Origin of the sequence: Carboxylicivirga mesophila (genome assembly GCF_018271975.1) — a bacterium.
Classification (GTDB): Bacteria; Bacteroidota; Bacteroidia; order Bacteroidales; family Marinilabiliaceae; genus Carboxylicivirga; species Carboxylicivirga mesophila.
Map to the genome: position 1 here is coordinate 1 of NZ_JAGUCN010000042.1, position 20,689 is coordinate 20,689.

Sequence of the window (20,689 nt, forward strand, 5' to 3'; positions counted from 1 at the left end):
GCAAATTGAAATCCGTTTAATCGAAAATGGCCTACAACTCACTAAATTTCAATATTTTCAAAGAACATTGTTAGAATTTAATGGGACAGTAATGAATTTGGGTAGTAAATATACAAGGTGAAGCATATTGCCTCATTCCATTCTGTTTTGGATAATAAAACTTCTCATTCTGCATCGAAATAGTCAATGATATCAATAATTGAAACTTCATTAGGGGGCAGTTCAAAGATGAAATCATCCAGGGGTTTTGCATCAATAGATGACCAAAAGCTTAATAGTGTTAGTAATAGTATCATGACTTTATAGTTTGATTTAGTGCAAACATAGCTATCAAAGGTCAGGCTCAATATTTCTAATAGCTCTATCGCTGCTCTTGATAGCTCAAATTAAATTGAGAATGCTATCTGTCTGTTATTTACTCTCTAACGGCTTTAGTTTGAGTATGGACCATTAAGAGTAATGGAAGAACTAACAAGAGCAATTTATGAAATGAAGAGCCTGCATCTTTGCATCGTAATCGAAAATTAAACACGAAAATTATTTAGTCATGAAAAATTTAAGATCGTTTTTTTTATTAGGAGTTTTGGCAGTAGTAATGAGTTTAACCTCATGTAGTAAGGATGAAGTAACTCCGCAAGGACCACAGGTTGTGGTGCCTGAAGGTACTCAGGAGGTAGCAATTGGTGATTCAAAAGAGCTAACGTTTATGATTAATGTGCCAGGAGGCTTTGCATCAGCTACAATTGAAACAGCAGGAGGTGTGTTTGCCGTTCCGGCCAACCTTGAACAAGGTGCAGTGTCAGGTGAAATAACAGGTATGTTTGTAGCAGGAGATGAAGTTGGGCCGGGAGCCGTTACACTAACCGTGGTAGATGCTAATGGTAAATCGGCCATGGGTACCCATGCTTTAGAAATTATTGAATAGTTCATTCCGGAGCGGAATCAAAGCATTTCGTGACTCTTTAATAAAGGCTGTTCTGCATTATGCGGGATGGCCTTTTTTATTCCCGGGGAGAGCTTAATTACGCTTAGTTTATTTTAACCACATCACGGGGTGAGATGCCTTTAAGCTTTTTAAACATCTCAGAAAATTTGGAAAGATTACTGTAGCCCAAATCATAGCCTACTTCCGATACAGTATAGTTTCCAGACTTAAGTCGCCTATAGGCTTCATCCATCTTGGCATTCGTATAGTAGTGCGTAATAGAGCAATTAAAAAGTGTTTTAAAATCACGTTTGAGCTTCGAAACACTCACGCCATGCATTTCAGCCAATTTTTCAACGGTAGCACGTTCCTCAAAGCTGGTTGACAATTCCTGTTTGATACTTTGAAGGCGGGAGTAGTCTTCAATGTGCAAACCATGAAGTTCATCCTGACTATTGAGTTTTTCGAGATTTGTCGCAAGTATGGTGAACGACTCAATAGCCCTTGAAACAATTAGTGCTCTTCTGTTTTTATCGAGGGTTTGAAAATGAAGAATATCTTTTAATAATCGCTCACTTTCCTGGGATAAATTTGTGTGAAAGGCGACCCCAGCCTGCTCCTTAAATAATGTGGTAATAGAATTGAGTGCATCGCTCATAATACTATTACGTATACTTAAATCAAACTTAAATCCAATGGTCTTTAGGTTTGAGTTGGCAGGTACTTCAACAGTTATTGGAAACAAAGCATTATATACAAACACACCATTTTGTGTTCCATATTGCATCTGGGTCATCTCTTGTTCAAAGCTCTGCTGGTATATCCCTTCTTTAATCACATTAAGGTGAATGAAGTTGGGGTTATTATCCGGGGTTCGGTGAAAAACAATAGCTTCAGGACTATCAACATTTAATAGCAGTAACTCAAATCCAGTAAATATTGGAATAGCTTCAACATAAATCTGTAAGCGTTCACGTTCAATATATATTTTGTTGTCTTCTATGTCGCCGCCATACTCTTTTTGAAGCCCCTTAACGTAATCAATGGCATGGCCTTCCTGAAAATAGATGTGTTTGGTTGACATATTGGTTTAGGTTTGGATATTACATATAATCAACTTCTTAAAAATCTGCCAAATAAGTAATCAGGTTGGTGTCGGTACCTGTTAAGTTCAGTTTTTTACGCAATCGGGCTCTGGCTACTTCTATACTTTTAGAGTTCTGATGGGTGATAGCAGCAATTTCTTTACTGCTCATATTCAAACGCAAAAATGCACAAAGGCGCTCCTCACTTGGGGTTAAATCGGGATGTGAATCTCTCAGATTATCGTAAAAGTTACTGTGCACCTGCTGAAAACGCATCTCAAATTCGGTCCATACTTCTTTGTCAACTTCAGTTTGCAGTTCATAAATAATGGAACTCACCGGGCCTTTATTTTCATCTTTCAGGTTTTCCTTCAGGCTTAGCAATCGCTTGGCTACATTATTGATCAACTCATTTTTACGAACCATGTACATCACATTGGTAGCCATTTCTTTATTTCTATACTCCAGGTCTTTTTCCAGGTTTTCTTTCTGCAGTTGTATACGTTTTCGCTGATTGTTAAAGAGTATAATGATTAATGCCGAAACAATGGCTATTGCCACTAGGCCATAGATTAGCATGCGAAGCTGAAATTTATCTTTCTGTAATTGCAGCTTATAGGCTCCTTCAATCTCATCAACCTTTTGCTGAGCTACCATGTTAGAAATTTCTTTCAATGATTGCTGGTTCATTAATGAGTCTTTGTTTTCCTGATATTTAAGATGATAATCCAATGCTGTTTGGAAATGTCCCTGGCTGGCATAAATACTAAACATGGCATAATTAAACATTGCATGAAGTTCTCTTGAATGACTTGTTTTGACCAATGGTTCGGCTTTATTAAGTGTAATTAAAGCGCTATCTGGTTCCCCTTGTTCACGGTATAGGTTGGAGATATTGACATAGGATTTGATCATTTCTATTTGATCGTTAATAGCCAGTCGCAATTCTAATCCTTTATTCAAATGATATTTAGCTTGTGCATAGTCGCCTGTCTTGCTATATAATTTCCCAATGTTATTATGGACCTGAGCCAGTGAGCGTTGTTCAACCGGACCCCTAACATTTAGGGCCTTTGTATAATATTGGATGGCCTTGTCGTTATCGTTGGTTACTTCATAATTATTCCCAATATTATTATAAATCTGAGTTTGCAGATTCGCTTTATTCACCGTTTGATCAAAACTCTGATGATATGAATTAAATATTTCCAGAGCTTTAAACTGATACTCCAGGGCCATATCATATTGATGAAGACGATCGTAGCATACTCCAATGTTATTATATAGAGCAAATTGCATGTAATAATCAGGCTTTTCTTCCAACAGTTTTAAACCATCAAAGTAATTTTGGATAGCACGTTGATAGTTACCCATATATAAGTATGAATTACCTATTCGCTGAGTAAATAATGCCTGACGTTCCTGATGTTCCTTTTTCCGTGCATATTCATATCCTTTTCTTGCATACTCCAGTGCTTTAACAAAATCATACTGCATGTAGTGATCGCAGATGTCGCGGTATGCACTAAAAATGGCTTTTTCGTCACCATCATGGTCAATAACAAGTTTCAAACTGTCAACCAAAACCTGGTTTTGTGAATTAATTAACGGAGTACAGGCTAATAGCAGTAAAATCAACTTCAGCTGATATGTGTAGTTAAGAATTCTTGTAATCATACTTATCTAATGGCGTGGTATTACCAAATATACACTTTCTTTATTCGATTAAACTAATCTGGTCTTCACTTTTCATTTTCAATCGTCAATTTGCCTGTCAAATTAATCAGATTTGCCTGATAATTTACATTAACTGTGTACTCTTCTTTCAATACGAAAACTAAATAACATTAAATGTTAATGATTTTTATACTCAGATGACGATTTAATAGCATCGTTTCAAAAGTATAACTGTTAAGGTTTAATGAATATGAAAATCAGAATAATAGCTGGGTGGTGCTAAGGTGTTGTTATAGTTTGTTATCTCAATCTTATAGAGTGTTAAGGTATTATTCTCTCTACCTATGCTCTTGTTAATTTACATTTTTTCACACTTCGTTTTTTTACCTCTTTATTGCCTTCACAATTATTTCCCTGTTCCCGAATTTAAAGATGCACATGATGAGAGATAAAAAAGAAATTACCGATGAGGAAATTAAAAGGCTTATTAAGCGAAGAGAGGAAGAAAACGCCGCATTGAGCAAACTATTGAAAAAAGTCAAAGAACTCAAGTCAGACACAAATAAATCCAGTAAAGTCACAAACTAAACAGTTTAATATGAATAAAATTACTCTACATCATCGACGCTTTTTTTTAGTCGTTGTCTCTTTTTTAATGGTTATTGGGGGCTTGGCACAAGAACTCAAGCAATTTGAAAAAGGCATACAAAAAGGTGTCATAAAAGTAAAGCTAAAACCTGAGCTTATTGTAAGTCCGCAGGGGCTTAAATCCCAATTAATTGACGGAGTAGCTCAAACGGGTATTCTTTCTATCGATCGATTGAATATTGATAACAAAGCACATAAGATGGAGCGGGTATTTCCATATTCTCCGAAATATGAAGCTCGCCACCAAAAGCATGGTTTGCATCTATGGTATCGTATCGAGCTGGATGAGAATGCAGATATTCAATCTGTTATCAGCTCTTATGCAAAAGCTTCTGAGGTGCAGGTGGCCGAACCATACTATGAAACCCAATTGGTTCCCTATTCGATTACCTTGTTGGATGAGACCTCAAAGGCAGCATTAAAAGCCACACAAGCAGCGCCTTTTAACGATCCGATTTTGCCCGATCAGTGGCATTACCACAATACAGGAGCTGGTGATGTAACAACCGGAGCTGATATCAATTTATATAAAGCATGGGAACGTCAGGTAGGCCAGTCAAACGTTATTGTTTCAATTCATGATGAAGGGGTGCAATATGCGCATGAAGATCTGGCTGCTAATATGTGGGTTAATGAGGCAGAATTAAACGGTGAGGAAGGTGTCGACGATGATGGGAATGGCTATGTGGATGATATTTATGGGTATAACTTTATAACCCGAAACGGAACCATCGCACCTAACCACCATGGTACACATGTTGCAGGAACAGTAGCGGCAGTAAATAATAACGGTATCGGAGTTGGGGGTGTAGCCGGAGGAACAGGTATTGGTGACGGAGCCCGTATAATGGCTTGCCAGATTATAGGTGAAGGGCCTTACAACGATATTGCGGCTTCTTTTGTATACGCAGCCGATATGGGTGCCGTTATCTCACAAAACAGTTGGGGCTGGACGACAGATGGTCATTATGAACAATCGGTAAAAGAGGCGATTGATTATTTTGTAGCCGAAGCCGGGAACTATGAAGGAAGCCCTATGAAGGGTGGTATCGTTGTTTGTGCATCCGGTAACAGTGCCAGTGACGGTTTGCATTATCCGGCAGCCTTTGAAAGTACTATTGCTGTTAGTGCTACCGGACCAGAGAATATCATAACTGACTACTCCAACTTTGGGGCGTATATTGATATTACTGCACCTGGTGGTGATAATAGTTATGGAGAAGAATTTGGTGTACTAAGTACTGTTAACTACGATGGATATGCATTTCTTGATGGCACATCCATGGCTTGTCCGCATGTATCGGGGGTGGCTGCTCTTGTTGTCTCAGAGCATGGTGGTAGTGATTTCACAGTCAATGACCTAAAGGTTCACCTGCTTGGTGGAACTAATGTGATTGATACCATTACCGGCAATGAAAACTATGTTGGTTTAATGGGTGTTGGTGCTACCGATGCTGATCTCGCATTAAGAAAAGATAATGGCATTTCTCCCAAACAAATAACTAATTTGGAACTAACCGGAGTATCGCAGGATTTTGCCTCATTGAAATGGACTGTGCCAACTGATGAAGATGATGATAAAGCTACCTTCTTTGAAGTATACTATGCTACTTCATATTTTGACGATGCGAGTATCGAAGATGTATCTATGGTACTGATAAAGAATGTACAGGATGAAAACACTGTTTTTAGCTATGAGTTAAACGGTCTGGAATCAACGACTGAATACTTTATTGCCGTTAAAGCTCTGGACAGATGGGGTAATGCCAGTTCGCTTTCTAATCTCGTGAATGGTACAACCAATGAAGGACCTGAAGTTGAGTTTTCTGTGCCTGAAGTAATATTTAACATTGATGTGAATGTGGCTAAAGATGCTTCTTCAGTATTTGAATTACGAAATATTGGCGAAGGTGTGTTAAAATGGGAAGTGCAGCAACGACATGTGAGAAATGAAGATACATATGCTGTTAATTCAATTAATTATCCTCAAATTAACACTGTATCTAAATTGCCCGACCTACGTTCGGCTCCATTTACCAATACGGGTGGCGAAATAGTGCCTTATGCACAAAAGCCTGTCAATAATGATGACATATTCTATTTTCATCCGGATTACCTGCTTTACTCTATGACCACCTTGGGAGACATGGATATGGATTACACAAATTCCATGGCTACCCGTTTTGAACTAACACGCGAACAGGGCTTTAATATGACGCATTTTGAGTTTGCTCTTAATTTGCCTGATATTGAAGAAACCCCGATGGAGGAACCAATCATTCTGGAACTGTACAAAGGTGAAGAACTAAGTAGTGCTCAACGTATTTATGCACAGGAATATATGCCAATAGAAAATCGCATCTGGCATTTTGTTGAATTGACAGAACAGATCTTTTTTGAATCCGGTGATATTTTCTTTTTGGTTGTACATACACCTTCGAAGCTCCGATATCCACTAATAGCGTCGTGGGGGTGGCACCCAAGCTTTGCCGATTACCAGTTTTATAGCAATAATCTGGGCAAAAAATGGGATAAACTAAAAGATATTTTTAGTCCTGACTATGTGTGGGATGTGGCCGCCTGGAGTATGTATGAACCATTGGATACTTATTTGAAGCTCACTCCTGCAAATGGTATTTTGCAGGCCAGAACAAAGGAAGATATAACTGTTGAATTAGATGCATCAAAACTGATTAATGGTGATTACCAGGCCAAACTGGCTTTTCTGACTAACGAAACAGGTAAGGAAATAAACTACTTGCCGGTTAACTTCACAGTAACAGGTAATAAACCTGTTCTGGAAAGTGAGCAGGTACTGGAATTTGGTAACATCTTCGTTGGTGAGTCAAAAGAAATGACCATTGAAATATATAACAGTGGTCTGGGAGCCTTTGCTGGAGATGAACTTTCAAGCCTCGATGTGCAAGTATCCAACGCAGATTTTCAGTTAAGCAGTAATGTTGCCAAGGTAATTTATGCCGAGCGAAGTACCACCTTATCATTCCGTTATTGGCCCAAGCAAGCCGGAGCCAGTAATGCAGCAGTAACATTAACCGATAAAGTAGGCAATCAATACCGATTTAATTTGTTTGGTGTTGGCATCAATCCGCCAGCAGCAACTGTTGAACCTTCAGTAGCCTCATTTGACGGACTCAATCTTGGTGATGTCGTTAATGGTTCATTTACTCTTCGAAATGATGGGGAATATCCATTGACCTATTATGTGCCAAAATTTGCCGATGGTTCGAATCTGAATAAAAACACCTCAGGATTGGTTCATTTATTTGGATACGCTGCCGGTCAGGTAGAAGGGGATGCAACAACCAATGCTTTTGAGTGGATAGATATATCCACAACCGGTACTGAGGTTGGTCATCAGTTTGCCAGCAATTCAAAGGTGACTTATATCGATGCCCCTATCGGCTTTGACTTTCCTTTCTTTGAGGGCAAAGAGGACACAGTATTCATCACTAAGCAAGGTGCACTGAGTTTTACAACCGAAGGCTGGTTTAACTCACAACCGGTTATGTATGGCAATGTCACTCAGCCGGATAAGCTTATATGTGCTTATGGCCTGGAAATGGATTTATCAAAAAGTGGAGCTATCTATTACCAGAAATATCCTGATAGATTCGTAACGCAATACGATAAAATTTATGCCATGTATCTGGATGATAATTTTGTGGTGCATTATACTAGCGTAACCTTCCAGATTGTACTCTTTATCAATGGAGATATTGAAATCTATTACAAAGATATGGGTGCCATCCCGTATGGTGATATAGCTATTCTGGGCTACCGTAACAGCATGCAGGTATCCATTTACGATGAAACATTAAAGGATGGCATTTTATTAAACGGCTATATAAAACCAAATTCAGGTTTTATGATTGATGAACGCCTGAAAGATGATATGCCTCCGACAACAGGTTATATGATGTACTTCCGATATCCTGGACTTGGTTCGGTACAGAGCGTCTCTAATCCTTATGGTACTTTGCAGGTTGGTGAGAGTATTCAACTGGATTATGTATTGGATACAAAAGACTTATATGTGAGTGATTTTGTTGAGCGTATCAATGTCATCAGTAACGATCCTAATAATAATCCGGCTGTACACAGTATGAATCTGAATATTATTTCAGGTGGTGAGGTGGATTACCAATACAATGTTGAGGCCATTGATTTTGCCGAAGTATTTCAGCGCGACAACGTATCCCGGACTTTCGCAATAACTAACAAAGGACGAGCTATTGGCACAATTGAAAGCATTAGCTTAAAAAATGGTTATTATACAGCAGAAGGCTATCTGCCTGTTGAATTAATACCAAACTCTCGTGTTGAGTACACTATTACCATCAATAGTACTGAGATGGGCAATAAAGATGATGTTCTTGTATTTACCGATAGTTTTGGTAGTATTTATGAAGTGCCTGTATACGGAACCGTTATTGAAGCACCAATTATTTCAACAGTAGTTACAGAACTATCGCAAACAATTAATCACGGCGATGTTATAACCAATACGCTAACAATTGATAACACAGGTAAAAGCCCGATGCTAATCAGCCCGGTTGGTAATGAATGGATATCCATTATGGAAGAAGGATATACTGGTCAGTCAGCTAATGTTAGCTACGATATGACTTTTATAGAGTTGGGCGGTTCAAGCTACGATAACTGGATAGACATCAGGGAGACAGGGCGTAAGTTAGAGGAAGGTGACATGTTTGAACCATCATTATTCTGGCGAATCGAAAAGCTGCCTTTTGAGTTTGAGTTCTTCGGTGAAATGCAAGATACCCTGTATATTAGTTATAACGGAATGATCACCTTTGACAAGCATGATGAGATCTTTTCATTTGGACCTAACCAATTGATTCCTCATGCTGATGTTCCCAATAATTTTATAGCGCCGCTATGGGGCCCTATCGGACCAGCTTTTCTTGAATATTACCCAACAACCGGTACGTATTATCAGGAATATGCCGACAAGGTTGTGATCCTGTTCCAGGATTATATGAATTTATTCAGTATGGGGTATCCGGTATCATTCGAAGTGCTTATCTATAAGAATGGCAACATTAAATTCTTATACCATTTCCCATGGGAAGAAGCCACAACACAGTGGTGTGTTGCAGGTATTGAGAACAAGGACGGAACAAAGGGCTATTCACCATCTCAGTTTGTTGCCAACCTGATCAAAGATGGTTCTGTCATCACTTTTGTGCCCGTTGAGGAATATGAGATTGCAGCCAGCTCAAGTAAGCATTTTGATTTAGTTTATGATGCAAGAAGCATCTATGGTGGTACTTATCAGGAAACATTATACCTAACTAATAATACACCTGATGCTCCGGATTATAATCTGCCGGTTACCATGACTGTTATTGGTGACAAAAAGATAGAATTACATGATACATTAGAGTTTGATGAGTTGTTTATCTATGATGAGATCAGTGAAGTGGATGGCAGTACTCAGCCAAAGGTCTATGATATGAACTTCACTTTGAATAATGTTGGTACGGAGAAAATACTACTTAGTTTTATGCGCCTGAAGGACAGGGCAACAGGTCTGACAGTGATGGGTAGTCAGGCACAATGGGGCTCTTCAGCTGCGGATGATCCATGGATTGATATTTCACGTAAAAACCTGAACTATTACCTTAAACCGGGCAATAGTGAAACATTTAATCTAAGAATAATACCAGAATCGCCAGCTGATGTTATTGATACTATTTTAGTTACAACTGACATGCCAGGTGGTATTTATAAGATACCTGTATCGGCCATATATACTCATCCACCTGTTATCAATATTCAATCTGAAGGTATTGTGGTTACCTCCAATACAGCTGATGAAATAATTGAAAGAAGTGTTACAATTGATAATCTGGCAGGTAAGGCTGAACTAACCTATTCTATTGACTTTGAATTTGAACGTTCTTCTGGTCAGGATGTATTGACAAATGCAAAAACGTTATCTGCGCATAGTACTGCGCTAACGCCAGCTATCCAATCAACAGATTTTAATTCGTTAAAGAGTACTAACCTTGAGGGGTTAGAAAGAGTCGATTATAACAGGATTCTGGAGCATGATAACTTTGATGCGCCAACAGGAATGATTGGTTTTGGAGGTGGTGCATGGTTTTATACAGCAACTGCCTTTTGGGCTCCTGCAGATGGTTTTAACCTGACGCATGCTATGAGTTGGATTGGCTGGGGAGAGGCTGTTGATGCCGTTGTTGAAGTTATGGTATATGGCGGTGCAGAAACCATTTTTGATGCAGAATTATTGCATACAGAATCCTTCACCTTGTCAGAGTCAGATCCGAGTGATGAAGGACGTTTTATGACGTTTGAATTGAGCAAGAATCTGTTGTTCTATCCGAATGAAAAGTTTTACATCGTTTTTCGCTACGATAAAGCCTTGAATTATCCACAAGGTAAAGTAGATGTAGAAGAACCTGTAGAGCATCGTTATTACTTTGGAAATGATGAAGCAATGTTTGAGCTGGTCGAAAATGGTTATGAAAGTATGGGGTGGCTGATGAAAGCTGCAGAGAAGGATTATTCTTCCAATATTTGGGCTGTACTTACATCGGATCCGTTGGATACTATTCAGCCTGGAAATGAAATTGCTATTGATTTGAAGTTCATTGCAAAATATGCCGAGCAAGGGATTAATGTTGCCCACATGGTAGTGAAAAGCAATGATCCGGTAACGCCAGTTGCCAAAATGCCAGTTACTCTAAGTCGGAATAAAGGGCCACAATTTGAGGGTGGTAAAAGTGTATATTATGCCATTAACGAAGGTGATACTTTACATCATACCATTGTTGCTTATGATGATGAAGGTGATGACTTTACACTTCAACTGAAGAAAGATTATGAGTACGTATCGGCTATTATTAACGATAAAAAGATGGAAGTCATATTTGAGGCTGATTATGAAGCGGCTGGTATCCATCAGGTAGTAGTTGAAGGAATTGACAGCTATGGAAATGAATCTGAATTTATCTTGGATATTGCCGTTTCAAATGTCAATCGTAAACCAGAAGAACTCAATCAAATTGGCAATCAATACCTGGTGCTTGACAGTACGGTAGGATACGAAATTAATATGCATGACCATATTGTTGACCCAGATGGTGAACCCGTGGTGTTCGACTTTCAATGGATAAATGATGAAGTGATGGCTCCTTTTATAACCAGCTCTGGTTTAATAATGAAACCACTAAGTCTTGGTTCAGGAACTATGAATATAACTGCAACCGATATACATGGAGCTGTTCTTGAAACCAGTTTTAATGTATTTGTTGAACACCGCGTTGGTATTGATGATAATGAAGCGGACAATCTCTTGTTATATCCTAACCCGGCAACAGAGGTAATCAATTTGGAGTTGGTTACGGAGTTGGCGCAGAAAGCTATGGTAAGAATTACCAATACAGATGGCAGGGTACTGAAAACAGCTGATACCGCATTTGCCGGTAAGAAACTGGCTATTGGTATAGCTGATTTATCACCAGGACTATACTTCATCGAAGTAATAAATGATAATACTAGCATAACACAAAAGTTTACAAAGCGATAAAGGCTGATTCGTGCCGGAAACAGCCTTGAAAATAACACTAAAGACATATCGCAAAACTACAGGTGAGATGATGCCTCCGGTACAACGGAACCGGAGGTCATCTTTCAATTAACCAACACTTTTATTAACCAAAAAGATAAACACACATGCAAAGATTTACACTATTATTATTGGCGCTAATGGCAATTCATACTTTTTGTTTGGCGCAGGTTGGCCTTCCCAGCCAAAATGTATTTGTCAAAAATTCATTAACAGGGGTAGTGACAGAAATACAGCCATATGTAAATGGTCTTGTGTACCTCGGTAATGAAGGTTCTGATGATGTTATTGTTTATTCGCCTGATGGAGAAACATGGTCAACAGCTGAATCGTTAGAGGCTGCATCAGCTAGTAAGTTAGTTGGGTGGCAAGGGGCTGACATGGCCTTTTATTACGGAAATAATGTATCGGAGACAGAAGGGTTGGATATCAGATTGTTAAATGATGGCTCTGCCTCTGTTTTCTGGTCTGGTGGACATGCATCCTACGGAACCGAAGCACGAACAAATGTAATCCGTCACAATTATGGCGGTTCCACAGCTATGCGTTATTATTATTTGGCCCGTACAACCGATGATATGCCTGCCAGGGGCTACAATGCGATTGTATATGAGTCAGATGGCACAGACCTGGGTACCTATGAAGTTACACATAATGTTGGCTTTGGTAAGGCTGTTAAGATGACAAACCAAACCAATGATGGAGAGCTGGAGAGCTGTGTGTTTGATGGTAAAGTGCATATTATGGCTGGTATGGAATCTACCATGGGGACTTACTCCAGTGTATTTGCAATAAACTATAATGCAGCAGGCTCAAATATAAGCCTATTGGCACAAAGTAACAATGAGTCATACTCATGGGTGCATATGACTGCTACTACCGATTATATCTATACCTTAAATACTTCGGGTGGAGATGAGCCGGGACCATTAACGGCAATCGCTGTCGATGGTACTTATACTGCGGTTAATAACGGAAGTCCGTTATCATTCAAAATTGCTCAACTTGTGAATTACCAGGAACGTATTGTCGCAATCAAAGATGAATTCAATAGCTCAATTACTAAAGTGGCTATAATTGATGGTCCGACAGATGTGCAGTTAGTAAATATCAATCCTGAAAATGAGACTGATGATATTTCTAACCTGGTGTTAAGTGGAGGTATCTTGTATTTCGTTGCCACTCCTACAGGAGGGGTATCAAGGTTATACTCTCTAAATCTCGATGAGGATAATCCTCAGCCTAATGATTTGGCTGAAGTTAATATTATGGCTGATATGGTAGCATTAGGAGATGGTTGCCTGGCTTATACATTTGACAAATACGGTTCGGGAAGCTACTATACGCATATAACCAAAGGCGTACAGTACATTCTTTATGAATTGTATTATGGTTCAAGTTTTGCTCTGACAGAGGCTAACTCGATTGACTTGATGGCTGTAGGTAATGATTTATATCAAATAGAATATAATGGAACAGCTACTAATATCTGGAAGCATACGCTGGATGAAAGTATGTTTCCTGTGGCGAATATTCAATTAACAATTAAAGATGGCAGTACTTTGGAGAGTATAGCAGGCGCCAATGTTGAGCTAAATAATGGCATTTATTCTTATAGTGCAGTCTCAGATGCGGATGGTATAGTCACTTTCATGGAAATTGAAGGAGGTACTTATTATAATTATAAAGTGTCGTCACCTAATTACCTTCTTTACAGTGAAGAATATCAGTGGATAAGTCAGGCACATGATAATACTAAAGAGATATTGATGCAGGTTGGAACTGTTAATTCTAGTGCTGAGTTTATAATAAAAGATAAAGGTACCAATGCCTTAATAAGTGGAGCCAATATTAGTATCAGTAATGGTATAAATAGCTATAATGGAACAACTGATAATACAGGAACGATAGTATTAAATGACATTAGCGGGGATAACTATTATGCATTTACTGTTACTGCACCAGGCTATCAGGGATTAACAGTTGAACAACAATGGATAAGTGGTATATCGCCTAATGAGTTTGTTTTATTATTGGAAGAGGATGCTGCTACCGGTATTGGCGATACAGAGAGATATGGCATTAAGGTTTATCCAAATCCGGTATCTGATGTGCTTCAAATCCATAGTGAGTCAGTTATTACTTCAGTAACCATCTATGCATTGACAGGAATCATTGTTAGGCAATTAAATGGTAATCAGATTAATAGTGTTGGAGTAGGTGGTTTGTCAACTGGTATCTACATCATTGTATTAACTGATAATGAAGGAAACCAAACAACAACAAAATTTACCAGGAAATAGACAGGGGGTTAATGCAAGTTAACTAGGAGAGGCAACTGCGTTCAACGGAACGCAGTTGTTTTAAAAAAGTACTAAGTGATGATGGCTTGACTCCCCTAAATTCAATGAACAACTAAAATACATTTAATTTATGACACACAAACTAAGATATTATGCACTGGCATTTTGGTTGGTTTTGATTGGAATGAGTTGTTCCGATAAAGACGATTCAACATTAGATAATGTACCCGTGGCTGTAATAGAGAAACCTGCGGAAGGGCAATTGTATCAGCGGGGTAGCACCATTATGCTTACAGCTGATTTTGAGTCTGGAACAGGACTCAAAGAATGTACAGCCTATTTGAAGGAACTAAAATCATTAAAAGGGTGGGATGATCCATGGACACCGGAACAGACTATTACTCTTAATGCACAGATGACCTATCGTATAGAAAACCAATGGTTATTTGAACCAACTATTCCATTTGATATCAAAGCAGGTGATTATGCTTTTGTTTTGCTTGTAGTGGATAGTGATCTCAACTATTCAAGCTATGAAATTCCAATAATCATCGAGTAAGCGGAATACAATCATGGTTTAAGAGCCTCAGAATAAAATCCAATGAGGCTGACACTTTATTCAATTCGTTATTAAAAATAATCTTTATGCAAAAGACTATAGGACTTTTTATGCTCTTTTTTGCGCTGACTATTGGTGGTGTATGTGCACAAAATAAGACAGTTAAAGGAGTTGTGATAGAAAAAACTACAGGAGAACCTATACCGGGCGTTACAGTCATAGCCAAAGGCACTACCATTGGTACAATTACAATGGTAGACGGCTCATATATTATTTCGGTACCAGCTGATGCTACTGTTATGCAGTACTCTTTTATAGGCTATGAAACGCAGGAAATTCAATTAATTGGTCAGTCAACTATAAGTGTGGAGTTGGTTGAGGAAGCTACAGATCTTGATGAAGTAGTGGTAACGGGCTATGGTATTAAGAAGAAAGGTACATATACCGGTTCGGTTGAGGTGGTTGATGCCAAAAAAATTGAACAGATACCCGTGGCCAGTTTCGATCAGGTATTACAAGGACAGGCACCAGGTGTAGTCAGCGTTGGTTCATCTGGTGCCCCAGGTTCGGCAGCTACTGTTCGCATCCGTGGTATTAGTTCGTTAAGTTCAGGCAACGATCCGTTGTACATTATGGACGGTATTCCAATTACGGCCGGTCAATTTAGTGCACTTAATCAAAATGATATTGAAAACATTTCTATTTTGAAAGATGCTACGGCCACCTCATTGTACGGTTCGCGTGCATCCAATGGTGTTATTGTGATTACCACCAAAAGGGGTAAAGAGATGGAACGTGCTAAAATTCAGTACCGCGGGCAATATGGGGTCAATAAGATTGCCAATGATAATTTCTCGATGATGAATACTGAGCAAAAGATTCAGTATGAAGAAGAACTTGGTATCAAAACATATACACCTGAAGAACGGCTCGAACTGCTTAAAATAAATACCAATTGGTTAGATGTGGTTTTGCGCGATGCTGTTACACAGAGTCATGAGCTATCGGTGCAAGGAGGAAACAGTCGCACACGATATTATATTTCTGGGGGATACTTCAATCAGGAGGGTATCCAGTACCGAAGTGATTTTGAACGCTACACCATGCGTGTAAACCTTGATAATCAGCTTAGTGATAAAGCCATAATGGGTATAAATTTTACTCTGGGATACGAACGTTTCAACCATACAATTGAAGCTGGTACAAATGTTTATAACCCAATTTTCTCAGCACGTCTGCTAAATCCATACTTACGGGCTTACAACGATGATGGTAGCTACAACAACGAAGGATTACCATGGGCCAATCCAATTGAACAATTGATGTTGAACGACAGTAAGAACGATCGACTCAAAATAGTGGGAGGTTTGTTTGCTGAGTATGAACTATTACCACACCTGGTATTGAAAACAAACATAGGAGTTGACTTTTATGATTACACCTATAACAACTACCTTAATCCTGATTCTGATTGGGGGGCTGGACCAAACGGACAGGTGTATCGCTCTTTCACACGCAACTTCAGGTTAACACCAACCAATACCTTGCGTTACAACTTCAATGTAAATCAAATTCATGACTTTAATATTCTGGCAGGTCAGGAGATAATTACCAATAACTACCAGACTTTTAATGTTCAGGCAAACAATATTCCCAACAACAAGCTGAAGGTACTTGATGTTACTTCTGAAATTGATAGCTGGGGCGGGAATAATCAGGACTATAATGTGGCTTCATTTTTTGCCAATCTGGCTTATAATTACAAATATAAGTACCTGGTTGATATGTCAATCCGACGTGATGGTTCATCACGCTTTGGTGTTAATAACCGCTGGGGTACCTTCTGGTCAGCTGGTATTGGCTGGAATATGCAGGAAGAAGCATTTGTTAAGAATATCTCATGGATTGACCAGTTAAAACTTCGTGCCAGCATTGGAGAAACAGGTAACTACAATATTGGTAACTACCAGCACCAGGATTTGTGGAGCTATGGAACTTACATGAACCAGAGCGCCAGTGTATTTATACAATATGAGAATCCGGATTTAACCTGGGAGAAGGTGATGAAAGCCAATGTGGCACTGGAAATGGCATTCCTGCGTAAATACCGGGCAAAAGTAGATGTTTATCGGGAGCAAACAACTGATATGTTATTCTTTATTCCTTACTCACTTACTTCAGGAGTGTCAGGACGTATGGAAAATATTGGCGAGATGCAGAATTCAGGAGTTGAGTTAGAGATTAATGCCGATCTGATTACACTCAACGATTTCAAATTTAACCTCAATGCCAATGCTTCCTATAACATCAATAAGATAACTAAGCTGTATAATAATCTGCAGGAAATAGATAATGGAACAACCATATTGAAAGTAGGTGAGCAGTATGGTACTTTTTATATGACTGAATGGGCCGGAGTTTCGGCAGCTGATGGTAAAGGACTTTGGTATACAGCTAATGGTGGTGTAACAGATACATACAGCGACAATGACCGCGTGATTAAAAAGGGTATGTCATGGTTACCTCCATGGACAGGTGGATTTACAGGAACCTTTAGTTACAAAAACCTGTCGCTTTCAGCCTTTTTCTCATGGATGGCTGATAAGTGGATGATCAATAATACCCGCTATTTTATTGAATCGCATGGTATGTTTGCCGCTTATAATCAAACAACAGAAATGCTGGATTACTGGAAGCAGCCGGGTGATGTAGTGGCTCATCCTTCTCCTGCTCATCAGGATAACCAGTTTGATACGCGACTGTTGGAAGATGCTTCGTTCCTGCGCTTAAAGAACTTAACTGTTGCTTACAACTTCAATCCCGACCTGGTACAAAAATCAATTCTGTTCCGCTCGGCCAGAATCTATGCTCAGGGACAAAATCTGTTGACATGGACCAAATATTCAGGGATGGATCCGGAATACTATGGCTCAGCTGAGGCCAATATGTATCCGCATACCCGTACCGTTACATTGGGTATTGATTTATCTTTTTAACAGGTGTTTAAACAATCAGATACGAAATAATGAAGAAGATAATATATTTATTTAGCCTTTTAATAAGCCTGTCGTTGGTATCGTGTGAAAGCTTTTTTGACTTAAAACCACATGACAGTACGCCAACAAGTGATATTTTGACCAATGTGAAGGATGCTCAAACGATGCTTAATGGCGTATATGCACGTTTCATGTCCAGTTCATCCTATGGTAAAAACCTGACAGTCTTAACAGATATAATGACTGATGCCTCGCTGGCAGCCTCTGGTTTTACCAATCAGATGGGGTATATGTATGCCTGGAATATTCAACCGGGTGTATCGGAAGTTAGTGGTTTATGGAGTAACCACTACGGTGGCATCTATAACTGTAACTTCCTCATAAATAATATCGACAACCTGGAAGGTGATAGCGATGAAATAAACCGTATTAAAGGTGAAGCCTTAATTGGAAGAGCACTATTACACTATAACATGGTTCGCCACTACGGCAAAACATACAAGGCTTCATCGGCAACGCAGGATTTGGGTGTACCTTATATAACCGTTAATGAAATAGGTGCACCACATCGCAATACAGTACAGGATGTGTATCACAATATCATCGAGGATCTGGAACAGGCCCTGGACCTATTACCAGCCAATCCTTCAGCCGATAATGTCACCTTCACGAGTCATTTTGCCAATGGTTTATTAGCCCGCGTATATCTCGATATGAAAGATTATGACAATGCTATCATTTATGCATCTGAAGTAATTGATAATAGTGGTTGCATATTAGCAGAAGGTGAAGCCTTTCAGAATATGTGGTTACGCGATTTTAGTGATGAAATTATCTGGAAGGTCGGTTATACCGAAACAGATTTGGGCTCTGCTCCAGGTTATAACTTTGGTAACCGTAACAACACCAGTACGCTACCTCAACCAGATTACATACCGGCTGACTGGTTACTGAACCTTTATGATGTCAATAATGATATTCGTTTTACAACTTATTTTACTTATGGTGATACAGGGCATGGATGGCCATCATACATGGTTAACAAGTATCCGACTAATCCAACATTTCCATTCACGCAAGGAATGAATATGCCGAAACCTATGCGATTGGCGGAGATGTACCTGATCAAAGCCGAAGCACATGCTATGCAGGATGAAGGCCAGGAAGCGCGTGATGCTTTGGATGTGCTGCTTACTGCACGCATTGCTAACCATAACGGTATTGGTGCAGTTGGAGATCAGTTGAAGCAATTTATTTTTGAGGAACGCATTCGTGAACTCATTTTTGAAGGCTTTTACTATCATGATTTAAAGCGCTTCGGGCTTGGATTTGAACGTAGTCCCCAGGAAAATACCTCAGCTGCCAATGATTTGAAGATTTTGGGCGATGACTATCGATGGCAGTGGCCAATTCCTACCAGCGAGATCAATGGTAATCCAAATATTAAGGAACAACAGAATCCTGGTTACTAATCTAATAAAATCTTGATAATGAAAATACTCGAAAATATTTATCTATTCATGGTGGCAAGTGTATTACTGTTCGCTTGTGATCAAAATAAAGTGGGTATCTATAATGGACCTGATGAGGCTTATTTTCTCGAGACATCAGGCAGTGTAATTGTAGATGAGACGAATCCAACTGTTGTTATTGAAATTGGCACCAGCACGGTATTGAGTACCGACCGCATCTATAAAATAGAAGTTGAAGCAGAGCAATCATCAGCTGCTGAAGGTGCCGATTTTGAACTGGTGACCAATACCATTACAGTTCCTGCCAATGAAACGATTGGATCGTTTGAGGTGCGCGGCTTATACAATGGCGTTAGTCCGGACGGGAGGACTGCAGTTTTTAAAATTACAGCAGACAGCGAAGGTATTGCTGATTACAATAAATATTACACACTGGATTTGTTTAAGTTCTGTTCATTCGACCGTGATGCCTTTGTTGGCAACTATACCATCTATGAGAATTCCAGCGTTTTCGGACCATACAATTATCCAGTTAGCACTGTGCCCGGAGATGATGAATACTCAATTTACGTCGATGGACTATGGACAATGGCTGGTATACCAATCAAAGTGGTATTAAATACACGTGCATCTACATGCAACATTCCCGAGCAGCCTGTATTTGTGCATGATACATATGGTCAGGCGTATATAAGAAGTCTGGAAGACGGTCTTATAAATAGTTGCAAAGGCTCTATTGAAGGATTGCAATACACTGTATATGTTGAAGCTGGCTATTTCGATATCACCAACTCATTATGGGTGAAAGAGAATATCGCACCATCTTCAATGGGTCATACTGTAACAGACTTTAATGCATTGATACCTATCTCATTTGATGAAGAATAGAATAAATCTTTATATGGTTGGTTAGGAGTGGTTAAAAGCGCAATGGTGTAATACCTCTTTTCACTATTGCCTTTTTTACTCATAGCCAAACCTTCATCACTCGTTAATAATTTAAAAATTTCTACTATGAAAAGATTTACAATGTTTATGATTGTCACTCTATTGATTTTGGGCAATATGGTGGGACAAGTAACTGTTAATGTTACGGATGGTACAAATCCTATTGAGGGAGCCACAGTAAGTATTGATGGACTAACAGGTACAACTGATGCATCAGGTGATGCAATTATTAATGGCGTTTCAGATGCAACACATACAACTACAGCTGGCATGGCATGCTACCTTTCCAATACAACGGAAATTGTGGTTAGCAGTGGCGTTGGTAGTGGAAGTATTATATTGACAGCCAAAACTGTTAACGATGTTTTTTTCTTTATTGGTATGACAGGAGCAGAGGCCGGTACGGTTATTAACCTGTACAATGGCTCTGGTTATAATGA

Annotated in this window: 12 protein-coding genes; 9 read left to right on the forward strand and 3 right to left on the reverse strand. The window is 39.2% G+C overall.

Annotated features, from left to right (window positions below; translation table 11 throughout):
- Positions 1-164: 164 nt before the first annotated feature.
- Positions 165-296 (reverse strand): hypothetical protein, encoded by a 132-nt coding sequence (locus KEM09_RS22050; protein WP_280516787.1) that lies wholly within the window; start codon positions 294-296, stop codon positions 165-167.
- Positions 297-547: 251 nt separating this feature from the next.
- Here KEM09_RS22050 and KEM09_RS21280 point away from each other — a divergent pair, with 251 nt between their 5' ends.
- Positions 548-925: a hypothetical protein gene (locus tag KEM09_RS21280; RefSeq protein WP_212231860.1), complete on the forward strand. Its 378-nt coding sequence runs from the start codon at positions 548-550 to the stop codon at positions 923-925.
- 103 nt (positions 926-1,028) lie between these two features.
- On the opposite strand, the gene KEM09_RS21285 is transcribed toward KEM09_RS21280, so the two are convergent.
- Positions 1,029-2,009: a helix-turn-helix domain-containing protein gene (locus KEM09_RS21285; RefSeq protein WP_212231862.1), complete on the reverse strand. Its 981-nt coding sequence runs from the start codon at positions 2,007-2,009 to the stop codon at positions 1,029-1,031.
- 37 nt (positions 2,010-2,046) lie between these two features.
- On the reverse strand, positions 2,047-3,687 hold the full coding sequence (locus KEM09_RS21290; RefSeq protein ID WP_212231864.1) for a tetratricopeptide repeat protein: 1,641 nt from the start codon (positions 3,685-3,687) through the stop codon (positions 2,047-2,049).
- A gap of 438 nt (positions 3,688-4,125) precedes the next feature.
- Between KEM09_RS21290 and KEM09_RS21295 the strand changes: the two genes are divergently transcribed.
- The 8 genes from KEM09_RS21295 to KEM09_RS21330 form a co-directional block, all read left to right on the forward strand.
- Positions 4,126-4,275, forward strand: a complete 150-nt coding sequence (locus KEM09_RS21295; protein ID WP_212231866.1) for a hypothetical protein — start codon at positions 4,126-4,128, stop codon at positions 4,273-4,275.
- A 10-nt stretch (positions 4,276-4,285) separates the two neighbouring features.
- Entirely contained in the window at positions 4,286-11,932 is a 7,647-nt protein-coding gene (locus tag KEM09_RS21300) for a S8 family serine peptidase (RefSeq protein ID WP_212231868.1), read from the forward strand.
- Positions 11,933-12,078: 146 nt separating this feature from the next.
- Positions 12,079-14,274: a T9SS type A sorting domain-containing protein gene (locus tag KEM09_RS21305; protein ID WP_212231870.1), complete on the forward strand. Its 2,196-nt coding sequence runs from the start codon at positions 12,079-12,081 to the stop codon at positions 14,272-14,274.
- Positions 14,275-14,404: 130 nt separating this feature from the next.
- Complete coding sequence (locus KEM09_RS21310) at positions 14,405-14,833, forward strand: DUF4625 domain-containing protein (protein WP_212231872.1); 429 nt, start codon at positions 14,405-14,407, stop codon at positions 14,831-14,833.
- An 86-nt stretch (positions 14,834-14,919) separates the two neighbouring features.
- Positions 14,920-17,829 (forward strand): SusC/RagA family TonB-linked outer membrane protein, encoded by a 2,910-nt coding sequence (locus KEM09_RS21315; protein WP_212231874.1) that lies wholly within the window; start codon positions 14,920-14,922, stop codon positions 17,827-17,829.
- A gap of 29 nt (positions 17,830-17,858) precedes the next feature.
- Complete coding sequence (locus KEM09_RS21320; protein WP_212231876.1) at positions 17,859-19,301, forward strand: RagB/SusD family nutrient uptake outer membrane protein; 1,443 nt, start codon at positions 17,859-17,861, stop codon at positions 19,299-19,301.
- An 18-nt stretch (positions 19,302-19,319) separates the two neighbouring features.
- On the forward strand, positions 19,320-20,189 hold the full coding sequence (locus KEM09_RS21325; protein WP_212231878.1) for a hypothetical protein: 870 nt from the start codon (positions 19,320-19,322) through the stop codon (positions 20,187-20,189).
- A gap of 126 nt (positions 20,190-20,315) precedes the next feature.
- Positions 20,316-20,689, forward strand: a 374-nt coding sequence (locus KEM09_RS21330) for a hypothetical protein (protein ID WP_212231879.1), incomplete at its 3' end; no start/stop codon positions are given.

Excerpts from the sequence above, each read along its gene's own strand:
- KEM09_RS22050 (WP_280516787.1), bottom strand. The coding sequence starts at position 296 with ATGATACTATTACTAACACTATTAAGCTTTTGGTCATCTATTGATGCA.
- KEM09_RS21280 (WP_212231860.1), top strand. The coding sequence starts at position 548 with ATGAAAAATTTAAGATCGTTTTTTTTATTAGGAGTTTTGGCAGTAGTA.
- KEM09_RS21285 (WP_212231862.1), bottom strand. The coding sequence starts at position 2,009 with ATGTCAACCAAACACATCTATTTTCAGGAAGGCCATGCCATTGATTAC.
- KEM09_RS21290 (WP_212231864.1), bottom strand. The coding sequence starts at position 3,687 with ATGATTACAAGAATTCTTAACTACACATATCAGCTGAAGTTGATTTTA.
- KEM09_RS21295 (WP_212231866.1), top strand. The coding sequence starts at position 4,126 with ATGATGAGAGATAAAAAAGAAATTACCGATGAGGAAATTAAAAGGCTT.
- KEM09_RS21300 (WP_212231868.1), top strand. The coding sequence starts at position 4,286 with ATGAATAAAATTACTCTACATCATCGACGCTTTTTTTTAGTCGTTGTC.
- KEM09_RS21305 (WP_212231870.1), top strand. The coding sequence starts at position 12,079 with ATGCAAAGATTTACACTATTATTATTGGCGCTAATGGCAATTCATACT.
- KEM09_RS21310 (WP_212231872.1), top strand. The coding sequence starts at position 14,405 with ATGACACACAAACTAAGATATTATGCACTGGCATTTTGGTTGGTTTTG.
- KEM09_RS21315 (WP_212231874.1), top strand. The coding sequence starts at position 14,920 with ATGCAAAAGACTATAGGACTTTTTATGCTCTTTTTTGCGCTGACTATT.
- KEM09_RS21320 (WP_212231876.1), top strand. The coding sequence starts at position 17,859 with ATGAAGAAGATAATATATTTATTTAGCCTTTTAATAAGCCTGTCGTTG.
- KEM09_RS21325 (WP_212231878.1), top strand. The coding sequence starts at position 19,320 with ATGAAAATACTCGAAAATATTTATCTATTCATGGTGGCAAGTGTATTA.